Below are 19,086 nucleotides of genomic sequence, written 5' to 3' on the forward strand. Positions count from 1 at the left end.
GCTGTGTCCGCAGGCGGCGTTTTTTGTCGCCATCAAGCTCAACTCCACTTCTTTGTTTCCTGGCCGCGGGCTCCGCCGTTTGGGCGTTGCCCCCGCAAAAGCCGCGATGAGACGGGCAAAACCGCCGCATCTTTTCTTTTCCTGACTGAACGGACATACTGGTAGTACAACCACTATGGCGAGAAAGGAGCACATTCGATGCAAGTGGACATCATCGGCGACATTCATGGCTGCTTCCGTGAATTCGCCGCATTGACGGAAACACTCGGCTACCATTGGGACGAAGGGGTGCCGATTCATCCCGACGGACGAAAGCTCGGCTTCGTCGGCGATTTGACCGACCGCGGTCCTGAATCGCTGAACATGATCGAGATCGTCTGCGCCCTTGTTGAGCGAAATTTGGCTTACTACGTGCCAGGCAACCATTGCAATAAGCTGTACCGCTTTTTTTTAGGACGAAACGTGCAAATCGCCCACGGGCTTGAGACGACGGTCGCAGAATATCGCACCTTGCCTCCAAGCGAACAGGAGATGATCCGCCGCAAGTTCATCCGCCTGTATGAACAGGCGCCGCTGTATGCGGTGCTCGATGAGGGGCGCCTTGTCATCGCCCACGCCGGCATCCGTCACGACTATATCGGGCGGACGGACAAAAAAGTCAAGACGTTCGTCCTGTACGGGGACATCACCGGCGAAATGAACCAGGACGGGACGCCGGTGCGCCGCGACTGGGCGAAACGGTATCACGGCAGCGCATGGGTTGTATATGGCCACACGCCGGTCGAAAAACCGCGGTTTGTCGGGCGGACGGTCAACATCGACACCGGCTGCGTATTCGGCGGCGCGCTGACCGCCTTGCGCTATCCGGAAATGGAAACGGTCTCCGTTCCTTCCTCGATGCCGTTCGTTCCGGAAAAATTCCGCACGTTCTCCTAATCAGCGCACCTTCTGCGCGTTGCCTCGATGAGGAGCTCCATATCGTCAGGAAGCGGGGCGGAACATGTATACCAGCGCCCGGCAAACGGATGAAAAAACGACAGCTGCCGGCTATGAAGCGCCTGGCGGCCGATCATCTCCCGGCTCCCGCCGTACAGTTCATCGCCGGCGAGCGGGTGGCCGAGATAAGCCAAATGGACGCGAATTTGGTGCGTGCGCCCCGTCTCCAGCCGGAGCGAAACGTATGTATAGCCATAAAGCCGCTCAAGTACACGAAAATGAGTGACAGCCGGCTTCCCGTCTTCCCGCACTTCGCGAGCAATGATGCTGTCGCTTTGGCGGCCGATGGGGGCGTCAATCGTCCCTTCATCCTCGACAATGACGCCATGGCAAATGGCCTCATACGTGCGCACAACGTGCCCTTTTTGCTGCAATGCCGACAACAAATGATGAACGTGGCGGTGCTTGGCGACGAGCACGAGCCCGGACGTGTCGCGGTCAAGCCGGGTGACGATATGGACGGTCGAGTCGAGCTGCTGCTTTCGATAATGGTGAAGCAAGCCATTGGCGAGCGTCCCGCCCGGATGGTGGCGCGACGGAATCGTCGCCAATCCCGCTGGTTTGTTGACAACAAGGACGTAATCGTCTTCATACAGAATGTCAAGCGGCATCGCTTCTGCGTCCATCCAATCGCTTGTCCGCTCCGGCGGAAAGACAACCGACAGCGTCTCGCCGGCGCGCAGCACATGGCGGACGGTGACGGGCCGACCGTCAACCAACAGCGCCCCGCCATGGAATTTAATATCGGTAAGCGCCGTCCGCGAAATGCCGTTCTCTTGCAAAAACTGGCGCAGCAGCTTTCCGTCGTGCTGTTCATCGATGGAAAAGGTCATGGTAAACGGCGGCAATGTTCGTCACCTTTCTGATCAAAAATCTCCGTCTTGCTCATCGTGTTCCATCCACTTTCCTTTGGCGCCGCTAAAACGGAATCGGCATCCGCGCCAAAAGACCATCACCTCGCCGCAAACGGGAAGCGTTGCCTAACCAAGGAGGCGGGCTTTCCCTCAGTCGGCGATAAACGAGTCGCGCACCCGCCGCCAAAACGGAAACGGCCGAAAGCGGGCGAAACGCACCTTTTCATCGGCCACCCGGCATTGAATCGACTTCACTTCTTTATGCAACAGTGACAAATGGTCGATCGTAATTTGAAAATCGACGTGGTTGACCGGCTTGAGTAAACACGTATGGTGCGCCGGCAGCACAAGCGGCGAACCGATTGTCCGAAACACGCGGTTGTTGATCGACGCCATCTCGGTCACTTGAATCGCCTCAAGCGAAGGATGCAAAATCGCGCCGCCGAGCGCTTTATTGTAAGCCGTGCTGCCGGTCGGCGTCGAAATGCACAACCCGTCGCCGCGGAACCGCTCAAACAAGTCGCCGCGAATCTCGACATCCATCACGAGCGTCCCGCTGACGCACTTGACTGTGCATTCATTGAGCGCTAAATACTTTGCCTCGCTTCCGCCGTTGAGATAGCGGATCGTCACCTCAAGGAGCGGGTATTCGACCACTTGGTACGGCGTCTTGGCGATGGCGATGACGAGCTTTTCGAGTTCCTCCGGCACCCAGTCCGCGTAAAAGCCGAGATGGCCAGTATGGACTCCGACAAACGCCGTCTTGTCCAACCGATGGCAATAGCGATGGAACGCATACAACAGCGTTCCATCACCGCCAACCGAAATGACGAGATCAGGTTCCTCTTCATCGTAACGCAAGTCAAAGTCAAGCAAATACGTTTTCATTTTTTGCGCCAGAGCGTTTGATATGTCGTCGCCTTTGGACGTGATGGCGAACACGAGCGGCGCGTCCGTCCGTTTCATTGCCCTTCTCCTTTTGCTTCTTGTTTTCGAGAAAAAGCAGCCTGCGCTTCTTGAATTTCAAAGCGGATTTTCGACATCTCCTCATCGAGGCGATAGGCCGCCTCCGCGGCGCGCTGCAGCCGAACTTTGATATCTTCGGGGAAACGCCCGCTGTACTTATAGTTCAACGAATGCTCAATCGTCGCCCAAAAGTTCATCGCCAACGTTCGAATTTGAATCTCCGCCAAAATGTTTTTTTCACCGCGGATCGTCTGCACTGGATAGCGGATGACGACATGGTACGAGCGGTAGCCGCTCTCTTTTTTTTGCGTGATGTAATCGCGTTCTTCAACAATCGTAAAATCGTTGCGCTGGCGCAATAGCTCGACGACGGTCTTAATGTCATCGACAAACTGGCACATGATGCGCAGCCCCGCAATATCTTGCATCTCTTCCTCAAGACGGTCGAGCGGGATGTTTTTCTTTTGCGCCTTATCCAAAATGCTGGCGACGGGTTTCACCCGTCCGGTGACAAACTCAATCGGCGAGTGCGCTTCAATCATCTCAAATTGGGCGCGAATGCCCCTTAGCTTCACTTTCAGCTCCTCAACCGCCTGCTTATACGGGGCTAAAAACAAATCCCAATGGTTGACCATCGTACCACCTGCCTACATGTTTTCGATCTCCCGCGGCTTACGTCAAGAGGGCGCAACCGCGCCTCTTTCTTGCTGCACGATGCGAATTCACCGGGCCGCTCCCTGTTCGAACGCGCCGGAAAGGGAAAACCCCCGGCTTATTGCTCAAAAAACACGTCTTGCACCGCCTGTTCAAGCGCCTCGCCATAGTTGGCGTTGCCGCGAATATTTTCAAGCAAATAAGACAGTTCATCGTGAAACTGTTCAAGCTCAAGCGTCCTCTCTCCACATCGAAGCCAGACCGGCTCCTTGGCGTCAAGCGCCGCCTTTAGCTCAGGCCACCACGGCTTCGGAATCATGACATATAGAAAGCGGTCATCGGTTTCCAAAATGTACGCAAACGCCAACGCATCCGAATCGACAAGCATATGGCGTTTCGGCGTTACGCGGGCAAGCGGAACCGGAGCATCATTGACATACAGCCAAAGCCGGCCGCCTTCCCGCTCCGCCCGCTCGACGATCCATTTTTCGTTCATGTTTTCTCTCCTTCCGCATCAACCATCCGCCCTTTATTTTACCATATTCACCCTATACAGGCGAAATAATTGATATTCGCCGGAAAACAGCTGATAATAGAGGGAGACGACTATCCTGTCTGAAGGGGATTCACGATGCATCAAGAAATCGAAATCGAATTAAAAAACTTGTTAACGGCAGCGGAGTTTGCTGCCGTCCGCGCCGCCTTCCGCCTTGATGATGGCGCTTTCTTCCGCCAGGAAAACCATTACTTTGACACCCCGTCATTCGCCCTGAAAGAACGAGCGGCAGCGCTGCGCATCCGGGCGAAAGAGGGACGCCTGACCTTGACGCTGAAACAAACGCGGGCGGACGGGACCATTTTGGAAATCCATGAGCCGCTTTCGCTGTCTGAAGCGGAAGCGTTGCTTGCTGGTATAGCGGCGCCGCGCGGGGCGATCGCCGATTTGCTTGCAGAACTGGGCATCAACCCACACGAGGTGCGCTGCTTTGGCTCCCTTGTCACCGACCGAGCCGAATGGCCGCATGAAGGCGGCACGCTATGCCTTGACCATAACTGTTACTTGCAAAGCGAAGATTACGAACTTGAGTATGAAGTGGATCACGTGGAAGCGGGTGAAAAGCGGTTTTTGCGCCTGCTTGAGGCGCTCGGCATCCCGCGCCGCCCGGCGCCAAACAAAATCGCCCGCTTTTACGCCCGCATGAAAGAAATGGAGGAAAGACGATGACCGTTTCGCCATTAAAGCTGCTCATCGAATGGCAGGCGCTCAATGCGTTCTCACCCGGACGCTCCAGCCTGTTGCCATCGCCGGTGCCATCCTTGTTTTCAAGCTTGCTTGCCGAATCTCTCAGCCGCGGTGAGGAATCTTCTGCCGAGGCGCCTCAAGCTGCCCTAAGCGGTCAGCCCCCGGCGCCCGCCGGCCATCGCAGCGCCCCGCTCGAACATGAAGCGGGTGCTGCAACCAACTCATCTTCTTCCATCGATGCTTTAATCGCGGCGGCAGCGGAAAAATACGATGTTGACCCGCAGCTCATCCGCGCCGTCATTCGCCATGAGTCAAATTTCCGTCCCGATGCGAAAAGCCCGGCTGGAGCGCTTGGACTCATGCAGCTCATGCCAAGCACGGCAAAAATGCTCGGCGTCAACAACCCGCTTGATCCGGCGCAAAACATCGACGGCGGCGTAAAATATTTGCGCCAGCTCCTTGACCGGTACAGCGGCAATATCACTCTCGCCTTAGCCGCCTACAACGCCGGGCCCGGGCACGTCGACCGCTATGGGGGCGTGCCGCCATTTGCCGAAACGCGGGCGTATGTCGAACGCGTGTTGAAAAGCTACCGCACATAAACGAGCGGCGCTCGAGTCACTTTGTTTGAGATCCATGCGTGCTGTTGATAAAATAGCAATCAAACGACAACGAATGATTTTCAAACAAAAGGAGCATCCGCGATGGGTGAACAATGGCAAACTCTTTATGAGGCGATCGGCGGAGAGGAGACGGTTGCGAAACTTGTCGAAGCATTTTACCGTCGCGTGGCCGCGCATCCGGACTTGCGGCCCATTTTCCCTGACGATTTGACGGAAACCGCCCGCAAGCAAAAACAGTTTTTAACACAATATTTAGGCGGCCCCCCTCTTTACACGGCAGAGCATGGACACCCCATGCTGAGGGCGCGCCATCTCCGCTTTGAAATCACGCCGAAGCGGGCGGAAGCGTGGCTTGCCTGCATGCGGGCAGCCATGGACGAAATCGGCTTGTCCGGGCCGGCGCGCGAACAGTTTTATCACCGGCTCGTACTCACCGCCCATCATATGGTCAATACCCCAGATCATCTGGACAGAAAGGAGCATACCCTTGAGTGAGAAGTTTGCTGGGAAGACGACATCAACTTGCTACCCTTCCCAGCCGCTAGGCAACACGAACAAACCGCTCGAGCTGTATTTGTTTATCGATCCTTTATGCCCGGAATGCTGGGGGCTTGAACCAGTCATCAAAAAACTGACGATCGAATACGGCCGTTTTTTTACCTTAAGGCACATATTGAGCGGAACATGGGCGACATGGAGCGCGCGCAAAGGAACGAAGCCGGAGGCAATGGCCAAAGCGTGGGAGTGGGCGGCGAACCGCACCGGCATGTCATGCGACGGCAGCGTTTGGCTCGAAAACCCGATTTCGAGCCCGTTCGCCCCATCGCTCGCCATTAAAGCGGCGGAAATGCAAGGAAAGCGGGCTGGCCTTCGCTTTTTGCGCANATACTCTCATGAAAAATCAAGCCGAAAACGAACCGCACCGGCATGTCATGCGACGGCAGCGTTTGGCTCGAAAACCCGATTTCGAGCCCGTTCGCCCCATCGCTCGCCATTAAAGCGGCGGAAATGCAAGGAAAGCGGGCTGGCCTTCGCTTTTTGCGCAAGCTGCAAGAACAGCTCTTTCTCGAAAAACAAAATGTCGCCGATTTGTCGGTGCTCGCCGAATGCGCCGTCAAAGCGGGCTTGGATGTCGATGAATTTTTGCGCGACATGCACTCGCCGGGAGCGGCGAAAGCGTTCCAATGCGATTTAAAAATCACCTCGGAAATGGACGTTGACGAAATTCCGACGCTTGTGTTGTTTAATGAAAACATTGAAGACGAAGGCATTAAAATTTCCGGATGCTATCCGTACGACATCTACGTCGAATTGATCGCTGAAATGCTCGGCTTCCATCCTGAACCGTCCTCTCCTCCTCCGCTGGAATCATTTTTAAGCCATTTTAAATTCGTCGCCACAAAGGAAGTTGCCGTTGTGTACAACTGGACGATCCAAGAAGCGGAAACGGAAATGAAAAAGCTGCAGCTAAAGCAAAAAGTGGAGCGGGTGCCCGTCAAACACGGAACATTTTGGCGCTATATCGATGATTCCCGTCCCTAGCAGCAGGGATGGGCGCAAGAAAAAGCCCGGCTGACGCCGGGCTTTTTCTTGTTGCCAAGACAACAAAGGGGATGGGAGAAATTGTTCACGGTCAAACAAAGGGGTATCAGGTTTTGTCTTCCGTTCACGTTTTTATCTTACCAAACGTCCAACTAAATTGGCAACCCGTTTGCTCGTTTGTTCACATTATTGTCATAATTCGCCCTGCGTCATGATCAGGCAGACAAACAGCATATAATCAACTAGGCTCTTCACCAAAAGTTGTACTTGATTTTTTCTGAACATACCCTATTTACGCTTGTGAGGGAAAATCAACAAATCAGTGATTTTTGCACATCTTTGTGCAGGAAACCGTATTGCTTGTCAAATACATGTTGTGGTGAAGAGCCATCAACTAAAGCAAATGGGAAGAGGTGGCCATCGCCATGAAGCAGCGCATCGTCTTATCCCTTTGGGCGGCGGCATCCACTGCCGCCTTTATTCTGAACTTGTTGGGCCTCATGCAGCTCCTTCCGCTTTGGGCGACCATGCCGCTTTTGTTTCTCTCCTTGCTCGGGTTGGTGGCGACATGGAACCGCCGCCATCAGTTTCGTGGATTTCCGTCCAAACGAATGCGGCTGTAGCGCCGCATTCGTTTCATTTCTCAAGCAGCCGCTCCATCTCATCAAGCTTCTCTGCAAACACTTGGCACGCTTGGCGGATCGGCTCGGCGCTCGTCATGTCGACGCCGGCTTTTTTCAATACTTCAATCGGGTAATCAGAACTGCCGGCTTTCAAAAAGTCGATGTACCGTCTCACCGCCGGTTCGCCTTCTTCCAAAATTTGTTTACTGAGTGCAGTCGCCGCGCTGAAGCCGGTTGCGTATTGGTACACGTAGTAGTTGTAATAAAAATGCGGAATGCGCGCCCACTCGAGGCCGATTTCTTTGTCCACGACAATATCATCGCCAAAATACGTTTTATTTAAGTCGTAATAAAGGGCGCTCAACGTTTCGGCCGTCAACGCTTCGCCTTGTTGCGCCTTCAAATGGATCAAATGCTCAAACTCCGCGAACATCGTCTGGCGAAAAACCGTGCCGCGGAACCCCTCAAGATAATGGTTGAGCAAATAGAGCCGCTTTTTCTCATCATCGATCGTTCTCAGCAAATAGTCGTTCAACAGCGCCTCATTGCACGTCGACGCCACTTCGGCGACGAAAATTGAATAATGCGCATACGGATACGGCTGCGTTTTGCGCGTATAGTAGCTGTGCACCGAATGGCCAAACTCATGCACAAGTGTAAACAAATTGTTCACATTGTCCTGCCAGTTGAGCAAAATGTACGGATGGGTGCCGTACGCTCCCGACGAATAGGCGCCGCTTCGCTTTCCTTTGTTTTCGCGCACATCGACCCAACGGTTGTCAAGACCTTCTTTCACGATCGCCACATATTCCTCGCCAAGCGGCGCGAGCCCTTCAAGCATATATTGCTTCGCTTCCTCGTACGTCACTTCCATTTTCACTTCTTGCACAAGCGGCGTGTACAAATCGTACATATGCAGCTCATCAAGCCCAAGCACTCGTTTGCGCAGCCGCACGTACCGATGCAACAGCGGCAAATGTTCGTGAATCGCGGCGATTAGATTGTCATAGACGCTCTCCGGAATGTTGTTCGCATCCAACGCCGCTTCTCGCGCCGAACGGTAGCGGCGGATGCGGGCGAAAAAGTTGTCTTTTTTCACCGTGCCGGCAAGCATATTGGCGAACGTATTTTGAAACTTCTCATACGTATGGTATACGGCGTAAAACGCATCGCGGCGGACGCGGCGGTCCGTGCTTTCTAAAAAGCGGATGAACCGGCCGTGCGTGACTTCGACTTCCTCGCCGTTTTCATCGATGATCGTCGGAAACGTCAAATCAGCGTTGTTCAACGCGCTGAACGTGTCGGATGTCGCCTGCATCACCTCGGCTGCCTGCGCCAAGATCGCCTCCTCTTCTGCCGACAGCACGTGCGGGCGCTGGCGCATAATTTCGTCTAACGCGTGCGCATACAAGCGAAGCGGCTCGTATTGTTCCAAAAACGAGCGCAACACCGCTTCATCAATCGCCAAAATTTCCGGCACGATAAACGCCATCGCGCTCGATGCTTCGCTGTACAAGCTTTTCGCCCGGGCGTCGAGCCCTTGGTAAAACGAGTTGGTCGTATCTTGATCATAGCGCATATGGGCGTATGTATACAGCTTGCCGAGGCGCATCGATACGTCATCTTGGCATTGCAATGCTTCATACAGCACTTCCGGCGATTCGCCAAGCCGCCCTTTGTATTCGCCAAGCTTTGGAATCATTGCCTTCACTTGTTTGAATTCTTCTTCCCAGGCGTCATCGGTGGGAAAAATGTCCTCAAGCCGCCACGTTTCTTCCACAGGAATCTCGCTTCGCAGCGGCAGCGACTTTTTCGCTTTCTTTTCCTCCACCGTCATCATTCCTCCTTATACAAATAATCGATACACGAATTATTATTCACCATTCCGTTCATCTTTTCCTGTTTTCTGCTCATTTTTTCCACTCTCCCGAACTCAAGTGTTGACCAATAGCAGCTAAGCGCCGACGTTTGGTGAATTTGCTCAAGAAGCGCAGCATCTTGATGAATCATCTGATCGACGGTCGACGGAAACGACAGCGGCTTCACCAAATGAAGCTGGTCGCCCTCTTCGCGGCGGAGATAGCCGAGCAGGCTCAACCAATGCAAATACTCGCCGACGGCCTCACGATACGTATCCCGGCCGACAAGCGGCAGCCGGCGCGGAACGAGGCGGCCGGTGCGGATTTTGTCGTCGAGCCACTGAAATAAAGATACTGCCGTTGCCGGCCGTCCGGTCTTTCCAAGAAGAAACAAAAGGACATACGTTTGCCAAATGAACGGCGCCGTCTCCCATAAATACCCCCGCGGCACTGGCCAGCCTGCTTCGGTCGGAAACAGTGACGGAACGATGCCCGCCTGGTAAAAATCAGCACAAATGCGGCGCACGGTTTGGTTCGGATAAAGCGGAAACGTCCGCCGCCATTGTTTTTTTCGTTCGAGCCATCGCTCCCAAAACTCGGATGGAAGCGGCAGCGGGCAGGGGGCCATCCAATCGGGGAACGAAAACGACGAAAGCGGAATCGAATCGACCGCGGCCAATGTTCGCTGCACCGATAGCGGCAACGGGCGAAAAAGACGGATAAAGCGTTTCGTCTCTGGACTGTAGTACCATATATGTGGAACGACTGAATGTGGAGCGCGATGGGCAAACAACCATTGAAACCGGGAGAGCTGCACTTCCCCCGAATATTTTGGCGAACGCCGCAAATGATGGGCTCCTAACACCCACAACGGGCGGATGCCAAGGAGACGGTAGCCGTCATTGCGTTCGCGAAACAGCGATTCATCGATCGTGGAACATTGGTATTCGAGGGCATAAAGGTGTGGGCCATGGCGGAACAATACGTCAGGACGCTGCTTGATGGCGGGCAAATACGGCTCGAGCTTCGCCTCCATGCCTTGGCGAATGAGCCACGCGAACAAGTCTCGCTTCCCAGTTAAGTGACGCTCCGACTCCGGTTCGTGCTCGACCGGGCAGGCCGCCCCTTTTCGATGGGCGAAATGCGGCAAACGGTAGCGGCCCGACCGGAGCACCACTTCTTGACGGCACGCGGGACAAAAAAACGGTTCCTGTCGTTTCAGGCGCATCAGCCCCTCTCGTTCCCATCTTTCCGCCCCGGCAAGCGAAACCGTCCTGCCATCAGCGGCGAGAGCGACAAACAACATGATCACTTCCTTTCCAGTAAAAAATAGTTGTCCGTGAGCGGGAACAGCTGGAATTGTTCTCTGCTGCCCCCCTTCACCGTTCGGTTCTTCCCTTTTATTCGTTGACCATCGCCGGTTTTCCTGCCCAAAGCCAAACTGCGTCGAAAAAAGTCCGCCGATTCGGCGGACTGGCGTTTACAAGCGGTTGGTTACAACAGAGGCGACAACAGCCGGGAGACCGATTCAGCGATACGCACCCGGAACGGGCGCTGTTGAAACTGTTCGTAGTCGATCATGGAAGCGTGGCGAAAATCTTCCAAAAAGTCGCGGACGAGTTTATGAATGCTGTCGGTATAATACAAAAAGGCGTTCACTTCAAAGTTTAAATGGAAACTGCGCATATCCATGTTCGCCGTGCCGATCGAGGCGAGCTCGCCATCGACGACGATGACTTTGCTGTGCAAAAACCCTTTCTCATACTCGTAAATTTTCACCCCAGCCTCGAGCAGCTCGGGAAAATACGAGCGCGAAGCGTAAAAGACAATTTTTTTATCCGGACGCTTTGGCGCCAGCAGGCGAACATCGATGCCGCTTAACGCCGCCACTTTGAGCGCCGTCAAAATGTCTTCATCCGGCACAAAGTACGGCGAGGCAACCCAAATCGACCGTTTGGCCGACGTAATCATGGCAAAATACAGCTGTTTGATCACTTCCCACTTTTGGTCCGGACCGCCGGCAATGAGCTGCACCCCGCCTTGCCCTTCCTCGACGATGAGCGGCGGCGACAAATAGTCCGGCGTCAACAAGCGTTCTCCCGTCATGTAATACCAATCTTGCAAAAAAATGAGCTGGAGCGTCCGGACGGCTTCACCGCGGATCAATAAGTGCGTATCGCGCCAAAATCCGAAATATTTGTTTTTTCCTAAATACTCATCTCCGATGTTCAGCCCGCCGACAAAGCCGACGCCTCCATCGATGACAATGATCTTTCGGTGATTGCGGAAATTGATTTGGTTGCTTAAAAACGGGAGGCGCACTGGTGAAAACGGGATCATCTCGACTCCAGCCGCGCGCAGCTCCTCGATATAGGAGTTTGACAACTTCCAACTTCCAACGGCGTCGTACAAAAAACGGACGCGCACACCTTGACGCGCTTTTTCCATCAAGACGCGCTTCAACTGTTGGCCGATTTCATCATGACGGACAATATAATATTCTAAATGAATATGGTGTTCCGCTTTTTCCAGTTCAGCAAAAATAGAAGAAAATGTCTCCTCTCCGTTCGTCAACACCGCCGTCTGCGAAGCAAGTGAAACCGGATGCTGGCCGATGCGATAAGCAAGGCGCAAAAGCGGACGCTGATGGGGCGCCATCGGCAGCCGCTCGACGGCAATCGGCGACGGCTCTTGAAACTTGAGCAGCACCGCCTCATCAAAATCGGCTTTCTTTTTATAGCGCCGTTGTTGCCAATAGTTGCGTCCGAACAATAAATAAAACAAAAAGCCGACAATCGGAAAGCTCCCCAGCACCGCCAGCCAAGCGATCGTCTGCGCCGGCTTTCGATTCTCAAGAGAAATGACCAGCGCAATAAAGATGACGGAACAAGACATCAATACGCTGAAAAGACCAAGCAGCTTCCCTTCCCAAAACCCGTTCGTCAATGCCAGCAACGCGCCGACAATGACGACGAGAATCGCCACTCTCGATGTGTTTCGCAACAAAACCCCTCCACCCGGCTCTTCATGATGGCCGTTTTTCTTCCGCTAACGTAGAAAACGCCGATTTCTGGCGGCGAAATCGGCGGAATGGAAACATTATAAGGCTGGAAAATACGTTTTGATCGTTTCGAGTGCATTGTCGCCCATAATTTCAGTCCCGTATTCTTCAAGTCGATAAATCGTCAGCTGGGAATCGCTTCCGTATTCCAACAGAAGGCTGAGCATATTGTCCACTTCCTGCTCGGTGTAGCGCTCGTCAAACTCCACGAACAAGTAATAGCGGCCTTCAAATTGGAACAGGCGATTCGACAACCGAGAGAAGTCAGCGCGATGGGCCAAGGAAATGACATCCTCGATATCCTTGAACGAAAGGATGAATTGAAGGACATCTTGCTCTTCTCTCTCCTCGGCGTCCCCGTTTTGACCAAAGTGGAAATGGTGGCCGAACAGCGATTCCACCTTTTCACCAGCTGACAGCGAAAACTCGCGCCATTTCTCTTCTGGAAGCGGCAGCTCGAGCTTGCTTCCGTCTTTGGACAACTGCGCTTTCGTCACGACGACTTCAAGCCCTTTTTCGAGCGCCTGCACTTGGATCCAAAGCGGGCCATCGAGCGAAAAATCGCTTTCCCCGTGAACTTCATCCATCATTTCCCAAAATAATTCTTCGCTTCGTTCCCGATTGTACCAAATTTCCTCGCGGTCAAAGCCGCGCTCCTCTATATCAACATAGGAAATGTAGAACTTCACCGTATGTTCATTGATGCGTTCGATTTCCATTTCTCAACTCTCCCTTCTAAAACAGAGAAATAAAAAAGGAAGGGATTGTGCCCCTGAAACTATTTAAATCAAAACTTATGATCTTGTACTTTTATTTTATGATAAAAAGCGAAAGAAGGGAAATAAAAAAACGCATTTTTAAAAATTGGTTATGAAACCGGCCATGCCCTACTATAATGATGATGAACACGGACGGAATGAGGGACGCCTATGGTGGATGAATACATCGTTTCCATCTTGCTGATTATCGGCATTGATGTCATTCTTGGCGGGGACAATGCGGTTGTCATTGCGCTGGCAAGCCGCAACTTGCCGGAACAAAAGCGGAATGTGGCCATCATTGTCGGCACCGCGCTGGCGATCGCTGTTCGCATTGTCTTGACGGTGGCCGTCGTTTGGCTGTTGACGATTCCGTTCTTGCAGCTCGCTGGAGGCGTCGTCCTCTTTTGGATCGCCTTGAAACTGATCGGGCAAAAAGACGAAAAACCGACTATGATCAAAGCCGAACCGTCGCTTTGGAAAGCCATCCAGACGATCGTCGCCGCCGATGTCGCCATGGGTCTTGACAACGTCATCGCCATCGCTGGAGCGGCTCAAGGCCATATCGGACTTGTTGTGTTCGGTTTTCTCTGTTCCGTTCCTATCATCATTTTAGGCAGCAAAATCATCCTTTATGCCATGGAACGGTTCCCGATTCTCATTTATGCCGGCGGCGCCCTCTTGGCGTACACCGCTGGAAAGATGATCGCTGCCGAAGAGCGGTTGCGCCCGTTTTACCCCCCGAATGGGGAGGCGCTGTTTCCAATGGCGGCGGCCGTTCTTGCCGTTTTGCTCGGCTTGGCGGCCCACCGCCGGTCGCGCGCCGCATAAAGCAAATGATAAAAAACTTCTACATGGCAGACCATGTAGAAGTTTTTTTATTACCCGTTCACCAGCCGCTGCGCTTCACGAAGCTGATACGCCCGCACTTTGCGCGGCAGAAAGCGGCGGATTTCATCTTCGTTGTAGCCGACTTGAAGCCGCTTTTCATCAATGATGATCGGCCGGCGCAAAATGCCTGGGTTTTTTTGAATGAGTTCGTACAAATCTTGCAGCGGCAACGTTTCCAAGTTGATGTTCAGCTTTTGGAACACTTTTGAACGGGTCGAAATGATTTCATCCGTCCCCGTTTCCGTCATCCGCAAAATTTCTTTAATCTCCTCGACCGTGAGCGGTTCGGAGAAAATATTGCGCTCGACATAAGGAATATTGTGCTTCTCGAGCCACGCCTTCGCCTTCCGGCATGACGTGCAGCTCGGTGATGTGTATAGCTTGACCACTTCGATCACTCCTTTTGACAAGGAATCCCTTGCTTCCCTCGTCCGTCAGACGACAGACGTGCACCGCTATGCCGGTTTGACGTCTGACAGCATAGCGACACGGCCTGAACGCCAGTCTGGCGATCAGCCGCTTTGCCAATCGTTTGCAAATTGAAATGACTTTAACATGATATATTATACAATACATCGGCCAAGAAAGATATAGTTTTTCGATGATAAATGCAATTTTCTTTCTTTCCTCTTCCAAAGTAAAGGCAAATCCTCTACAATCAAAGTAGAAAAGGAAAAGGGAGGAAGAACCGATGGCCGGCTATTTCATCGACTTTGCCATTGCTTCGGCATTGATCGTCGTCCTCACCGCATTGATGGGAAACATCAGCAACACGATCGGAGAGCGGATGTTCGGCCGAAACAAAAGTGGAAAGCATGTCGAGGCCTCTCGCCGCATCCAACAAGGATGGAAAGTCGTCGGGGGAAAAAAATAACGCGCCGAGACAGGCGCATAGGTGGGCGCCGCCTCTTTCACCGTTCGCATCATGCGGCGATGAAGGAGCGGCGCTCTTTTCTATTCTGCTAGGCATACATCGCCCGATACCGCTTATACTCTTCCTCCGAACAAAGCACAAAATGGCCAGGCGTAATTTCACGGAATTCAAGTTCCTCTCCATCTTTGTAGCCATGTTGCGCCGGGTCGTAAACGATCCGCTTGCGCGTCCGCTCCGTTTCCGGATCCGGAAGCGGAATGGCCGACAAGAGCGCCTTCGTGTATGGGTGGATCGGATTGCGGTACAGCTCTTCCGATTCAGCGAGCTCGACCATTTTCCCGAAATACATGACGCCGATCCGGTCGCTGATGTATTTGACCATCGACAAGTCATGGGCAATAAACAAGTACGTCAACCCTTTTTCACGCTGCAGGCGCTTCAATAAGTTCACGACTTGCGCCTGAATGGAAACGTCAAGCGCCGAAATCGGCTCATCGGCGATGATGAATTCCGGCTCGACGGCAAGCGCCCGGGCGATGCCGATCCGCTGGCGCTGACCGCCGGAAAACTCATGCGGGTAGCGGCTGGCATGCTCGCGGTTCAAGCCAACCGTCTCAAGCAATTCATACACGCGTTGCATCCGTTCTTCTTTCGTTTTCGCCAGCCCATGGATGTCGATGCCCTCAGCGATAATATCCGCGACCGTCATCCGCGGATTCAACGACGCATACGGATCTTGGAAAATCATCTGCATTTTCCGATTTAACTCTTTCAGCTCTTTTTTTGATTTTTTGCCGTGCACATTGACGCCGTTAAACAGCACTTCTCCTTCCGTCGCTTCGTACAGCCGGATGATCGTCCGCCCCGTTGTCGACTTGCCGCAGCCCGACTCGCCGACAAGGCCGAACGTTTCACCTTTATAAATGTCAAAGGTGACGCCGTCGACTGCTTTCACCACCTGACCGCGTCCAGCTGGGAAATACTGTTTCAAATTTTTGACCTCAAGCAGCTTTTGTCTAGCCACGCGGTTTTCCTCCTTTCCGGGCGACGATGTCAGCAAACCGTTTCATCCGTTCACGCACGATAGCCGGCGGTTCCACTTTCGGCGCCATTTCATGCAACAGCCATGTCGCCGCATAGTGCGTATCAGACACTTGGAACATCGGCGGCTCGAGCTCATAGTCAATTTTGAGCGCATACGGATTGCGCGGCGCAAACGCATCGCCTTTTGGCGGATTTAACAAATCCGGCGGCGAACCCGGAATCGAATACAGCTCCGTATCTTTATGATCAAGGCTCGGCATCGAGGCCAGCAATCCCCACGTGTACGGATGTTTCGGATTGTAAAAAATTTCATCCACCGTGCCGATCTCCACGATTTTCCCGGCATACATCACGGCCACTCGGTCGGCCATGTTGGCGACGACCCCTAAATCATGGGTGATGAAAATAATCGACATGCCGAGCTTTTTCTGAATGTCTTTCATCAACTCCAAAATTTGCGCCTGAATCGTCACATCAAGCGCTGTCGTCGGTTCATCGGCGATCAAAATTTTCGGATTGCACGCCAAGGCGATGGCGATGACAACACGCTGGCGCATCCCGCCGGAAAATTGGTGCGGGTATTGCTTCATGCGCAGCTCGGCGTTTTTAATGCCGACCAGCTGCAATAGTTCAATCGCCCGTTTGCGCGCTTCATCTTTCGACAGCTTTTGATGCTTTAAAATCGCTTCCATAATTTGTTTCCCAATCGTCATCGTCGGATTGAGCGACGTCATCGGATCTTGGAAAATCATTGAAATTTCCGCACCGCGGATCGATTGCATCTCTTTCTCCGACAGCTTGGTCAAGTCTTTGCCTTCAAATAAAATTTCCCCTTGCTTAATCCGGCTCGGCGGTGTCGGCAACAGGCGCATCAACGCTTTTGAAGTCACTGATTTCCCAGACCCTGACTCGCCGACGATCGCCAGCGTTTCTCCCTTATACAAGTCGAACGTGACGCCGCGAACCGCCTGCACTTCACCGGCGTGGATGTCAAAGGAAATATGCAAATCGTTCACCTGCAAAATTTTCTCCATCGGTTTCACCCCTTCCGTCGGTTATTTGCGCATTTTCGGGTCGAGCGCATCGCGCAGCCCGTCGGCCACTAAGTTAAAGCTTAAAATGAGCAAGCTGATGACAATCGATGGGATAATAATCAAATGCGGATATGTCTGAATCGACTTAAATCCCTCGCTGACGAGCGAACCGAGCGACGCTTCCGGCGGACGGATGCCAAGACCGATAAAACTTAAAAACGCCTCGGTAAAAATCGCCGTAGGAATCGTAAACATGGTCGTAATAATGATCGGCCCCATCACGTTCGGGATTAAATGTTTAAAAATAAGCCGTGAATTAGACGCCCCGAGCGTCCGTGCGGCCAGCACATATTCCATATTTTTTAGCTTCAATATTTGCCCGCGGACAATGCGCGCCATCGTCGTCCAGCCGGTGATGACCATCGCCAGCGTGATCGAAATAATCCCCGGCTCAAAAATTAAGATAAATAAAATGACGACGATCAAATACGGAATCCCGTTTAAAATTTCGATGATCCGCTGCATCACATTGTCGACCCGGCCGCCATAATAGCCGGAAATGCCGCCATAGGCAATGCCGATGAACAAATCGATCAACGCGGCCAACAAACCGATGTACAGCGAGATGCGCGTGCCATACCATGTTCTCACCCACAGGTCGCGGCCTAAATCGTCGGTGCCAAACCAATAGTACTCTTTCACGCCGCGCTGTTTATATACATCAACGCCATTGGCGTCCTTCCCGTCTAAATTCAGCCAGCTAATATGCTCCAACACCGGAACTTTGGGCGGCAGTTTCGCATGGCTTAAGTTTTGCTCTTTATAGGAACGTTCACTTGCCATTGGGGCAAAAATCGCCAATAACGCTAAAATGATAATCATGGTCAGCCCGGCAATCGCCGCTTTGTTTTCGCGCAGGCGAAGCCAAGCGTCATGCCAAAACGTCAAACTTGGGCGGCTGATTTTTTCCTGCTCGCCGACGTTCGGCGGGGCGGGCTGAAACCATTCCGGTGAAAGCTGGTCGTATTGTTGTTTCGCCATCATTTTTTCCCTCCCGCTAAACGAATGCGTGGGTCGACAATCCCATAGAGAATATCAACGATAAAAATGACAAAAATCAATAACGCCGAATAAAACAACGTAGTGCCCATAATGACAGGGTAGTCGTTCAGCTCGATCGAACGGACAAACTGCTCGCCGAGACCGGGAACGGCAAAAATTTTCTCGATGACGAGCGTTCCCGTCATTAAGTTGACCGCCATCGGTCCGAGAATTGTGATAACTGGAATGAGCGAGTTGCGGATCGCATGCTTGATGATGACCCCCGCATTGCTAATCCCTTTCGCGCGGGCTGTTAAAATATAATCGGATGACAGCACCTCAAGCATTTCCGTACGCATAAAGCGGGCGGTGTTGGCAATGACGCCGACAGACAGCGCCAACGTCGGCATAATCGTATACTTAAACCCTTCCCAAAACGCGACCGGCAGCCATTGCAGTTTAACACCGATGAAATACTGCAGAAATCCGGCCAACACGAACGACGGAACGGAAATCCCGATGACTGCAATGACCGTGGCTGTATAATCTCCCCAACTGTTATGGCGAATAGCCGCCAAAATGCCGAGCACTAAACCGACGAGCGTGCCCAAGACGATCGCCTGGAACCCAAGCTGGGCCGACGGGCCGATCCGGTCGCCGATCAACTCTGTTACCGGCCGGTTGTCATACTGGAACGAAACACCCAAATCTCCTTTTAACAAGTTGCCTAAATATTGAACGTATTGGACAGGCACTGGTTTGTCGAGCCCATATTCTTTCAAAATGATGGCTCGCTGCTCTGGGGTCAATTTTTCTTGGTTTTGCAGCGGCGAACCGGGCAACAGCTTCATCAAAAAGAACGTCACGGTCGCAATAATAAACAGCGTAATCACCATATATACGAGCCGCTGAATCGTATACCGCGCCATGGCTGCACCTCCTCTGTTTATTTCCTGTTTAATACCAATGGTATTTCAATCTTCAAGTTTTTTCGACATTTTTCGCCTTGGCAGGCAAAAGGAG

Annotated in this window: 20 protein-coding genes and 2 pseudogenes; 9 read left to right on the forward strand and 13 right to left on the reverse strand. The window is 52.8% G+C overall.

Going from position 1 to position 19,086, the window contains the following annotated elements:
• The first annotated feature begins 198 nt into the window (after positions 1-198).
• Entirely contained in the window at positions 199-936 is a 738-nt protein-coding gene (gene prpE / locus T260_RS129695; RefSeq protein WP_011230333.1) for a bis(5'-nucleosyl)-tetraphosphatase PrpE, read from the forward strand.
• On the opposite strand, the gene T260_RS129690 is transcribed toward prpE, so the two are convergent.
• From T260_RS129690 to T260_RS129675, 4 genes are all read right to left on the reverse strand, one after another.
• Complete coding sequence (locus T260_RS129690) at positions 933-1,844, reverse strand: RluA family pseudouridine synthase (protein WP_011230332.1); 912 nt, start codon at positions 1,842-1,844, stop codon at positions 933-935. The two genes, prpE and T260_RS129690, sit on opposite strands and share 4 nt — an antisense overlap.
• 156 nt (positions 1,845-2,000) lie before the next feature.
• Positions 2,001-2,816 carry an NAD kinase gene (locus tag T260_RS129685; RefSeq protein ID WP_011230331.1) on the reverse strand — a complete coding sequence of 272 codons (816 nt, stop codon included), beginning with the start codon at positions 2,814-2,816 and terminating at the stop codon, positions 2,001-2,003.
• Complete coding sequence (gene yjbM / locus T260_RS129680) at positions 2,813-3,451, reverse strand: GTP diphosphokinase (protein ID WP_011230330.1); 639 nt, start codon at positions 3,449-3,451, stop codon at positions 2,813-2,815. Before yjbM ends, T260_RS129685 begins: the two co-directional genes overlap by 4 nt.
• Before the next feature lie 137 nt (positions 3,452-3,588).
• The gene (locus T260_RS129675; RefSeq protein ID WP_020278707.1) at positions 3,589-3,966 is read right to left on the reverse strand and encodes a UPF0738 family protein; all 378 of its coding nucleotides are present in this window, start codon (positions 3,964-3,966) and stop codon (positions 3,589-3,591) included.
• Positions 3,967-4,101: 135 nt separating this feature from the next.
• Here T260_RS129675 and T260_RS129670 point away from each other — a divergent pair, with 135 nt between their 5' ends.
• The 6 genes and pseudogenes from T260_RS129670 (at position 4,102) to T260_RS129655 (ending at position 7,501) form a co-directional block, all read left to right on the forward strand.
• Positions 4,102-4,695 carry a CYTH domain-containing protein gene (locus T260_RS129670; RefSeq protein ID WP_011230328.1) on the forward strand — a complete coding sequence of 198 codons (594 nt, stop codon included), beginning with the start codon at positions 4,102-4,104 and terminating at the stop codon, positions 4,693-4,695.
• The gene (locus tag T260_RS129665) at positions 4,692-5,315 is read left to right on the forward strand and encodes a lytic transglycosylase domain-containing protein (protein WP_011230327.1); all 624 of its coding nucleotides are present in this window, start codon (positions 4,692-4,694) and stop codon (positions 5,313-5,315) included. Before T260_RS129670 ends, T260_RS129665 begins: the two co-directional genes overlap by 4 nt.
• Positions 5,316-5,417: 102 nt before the next feature.
• A complete protein-coding gene (locus tag T260_RS129660) occupies positions 5,418-5,831 on the forward strand; it encodes a globin domain-containing protein (RefSeq protein ID WP_011230326.1) in 414 nt (137 codons plus the stop codon).
• A pseudogene (gene spxH / locus T260_RS1000000138805) lies at positions 5,824-6,207 on the forward strand (ClpXP adapter protein SpxH); the annotation flags it as partial. The gene T260_RS129660 and the pseudogene spxH (T260_RS1000000138805), both read left to right, overlap by 8 nt.
• Before the next feature lie 44 nt (positions 6,208-6,251).
• Positions 6,252-6,878 (forward strand): annotated as a pseudogene (spxH, locus tag T260_RS0120225) (ClpXP adapter protein SpxH); the annotation flags it as partial.
• A gap of 425 nt (positions 6,879-7,303) precedes the next feature.
• Positions 7,304-7,501 (forward strand): hypothetical protein, encoded by a 198-nt coding sequence (locus tag T260_RS129655; protein WP_013146066.1) that lies wholly within the window; start codon positions 7,304-7,306, stop codon positions 7,499-7,501.
• Positions 7,502-7,514: 13 nt separating this feature from the next.
• Here the strand turns inward: T260_RS129655 and pepF are convergent, their stop codons facing one another.
• From pepF to mecA, 4 genes are all read right to left on the reverse strand, one after another.
• Positions 7,515-9,338: an oligoendopeptidase F gene (gene pepF, locus T260_RS129650; protein ID WP_023633987.1), complete on the reverse strand. Its 1,824-nt coding sequence runs from the start codon at positions 9,336-9,338 to the stop codon at positions 7,515-7,517.
• On the reverse strand, positions 9,338-10,666 hold the full coding sequence (locus T260_RS129645; protein WP_011230322.1) for a competence protein CoiA: 1,329 nt from the start codon (positions 10,664-10,666) through the stop codon (positions 9,338-9,340). Before T260_RS129645 ends, pepF begins: the two co-directional genes overlap by 1 nt.
• 188 nt (positions 10,667-10,854) lie before the next feature.
• On the reverse strand, positions 10,855-12,363 hold the full coding sequence (gene cls, locus T260_RS129640) for a cardiolipin synthase (protein ID WP_023633988.1): 1,509 nt from the start codon (positions 12,361-12,363) through the stop codon (positions 10,855-10,857).
• Positions 12,364-12,459: 96 nt separating this feature from the next.
• Positions 12,460-13,140: an adaptor protein MecA gene (mecA, locus tag T260_RS129635; protein ID WP_011230320.1), complete on the reverse strand. Its 681-nt coding sequence runs from the start codon at positions 13,138-13,140 to the stop codon at positions 12,460-12,462.
• 210 nt (positions 13,141-13,350) lie between these two features.
• On the opposite strand from mecA, the gene T260_RS129630 reads away from it, so the two are divergent.
• On the forward strand, positions 13,351-14,010 hold the full coding sequence (locus tag T260_RS129630; RefSeq protein WP_014195176.1) for a TerC family protein: 660 nt from the start codon (positions 13,351-13,353) through the stop codon (positions 14,008-14,010).
• A gap of 50 nt (positions 14,011-14,060) precedes the next feature.
• On the opposite strand, the gene spxA is transcribed toward T260_RS129630, so the two are convergent.
• A complete protein-coding gene (gene spxA, locus T260_RS129625; RefSeq protein ID WP_014195175.1) occupies positions 14,061-14,459 on the reverse strand; it encodes a transcriptional regulator SpxA in 399 nt (132 codons plus the stop codon).
• Between the two features lie 302 nt (positions 14,460-14,761).
• On the opposite strand from spxA, the gene T260_RS129620 reads away from it, so the two are divergent.
• Entirely contained in the window at positions 14,762-14,944 is a 183-nt protein-coding gene (locus T260_RS129620; protein WP_011230317.1) for a hypothetical protein, read from the forward strand.
• An 88-nt stretch (positions 14,945-15,032) separates the two neighbouring features.
• Here T260_RS129620 and T260_RS0120230 read toward each other — a convergent pair whose 3' ends face one another.
• Genes T260_RS0120230 through opp3b form a run of 4 tightly spaced genes read right to left on the reverse strand, consistent with a single transcriptional unit; the run spans position 15,033 to position 18,992 of the window.
• Positions 15,033-15,968 (reverse strand): ABC transporter ATP-binding protein, encoded by a 936-nt coding sequence (locus T260_RS0120230; protein WP_020278701.1) that lies wholly within the window; start codon positions 15,966-15,968, stop codon positions 15,033-15,035.
• Positions 15,961-17,022, reverse strand: coding sequence for an ABC transporter ATP-binding protein (locus T260_RS0120235; protein WP_014195173.1), 1,062 nt, complete (start codon positions 17,020-17,022; stop codon positions 15,961-15,963). Before T260_RS0120235 ends, T260_RS0120230 begins: the two co-directional genes overlap by 8 nt.
• A 21-nt stretch (positions 17,023-17,043) precedes the next feature.
• Complete coding sequence (gene opp3C, locus T260_RS129615) at positions 17,044-18,066, reverse strand: oligopeptide ABC transporter permease (RefSeq protein WP_014195172.1); 1,023 nt, start codon at positions 18,064-18,066, stop codon at positions 17,044-17,046.
• On the reverse strand, positions 18,063-18,992 hold the full coding sequence (opp3b, locus tag T260_RS129610) for an oligopeptide ABC transporter permease (RefSeq protein ID WP_014195171.1): 930 nt from the start codon (positions 18,990-18,992) through the stop codon (positions 18,063-18,065). The genes opp3C and opp3b overlap by 4 nt, the downstream gene beginning before the upstream one ends.
• Between the last annotated feature and the right edge of the window lie 94 nt (positions 18,993-19,086).

Source organism: Geobacillus thermopakistaniensis (assembly GCF_000498995.1).
Taxonomy (GTDB): domain Bacteria; phylum Bacillota; class Bacilli; order Bacillales; family Anoxybacillaceae; genus Geobacillus; species Geobacillus thermoleovorans.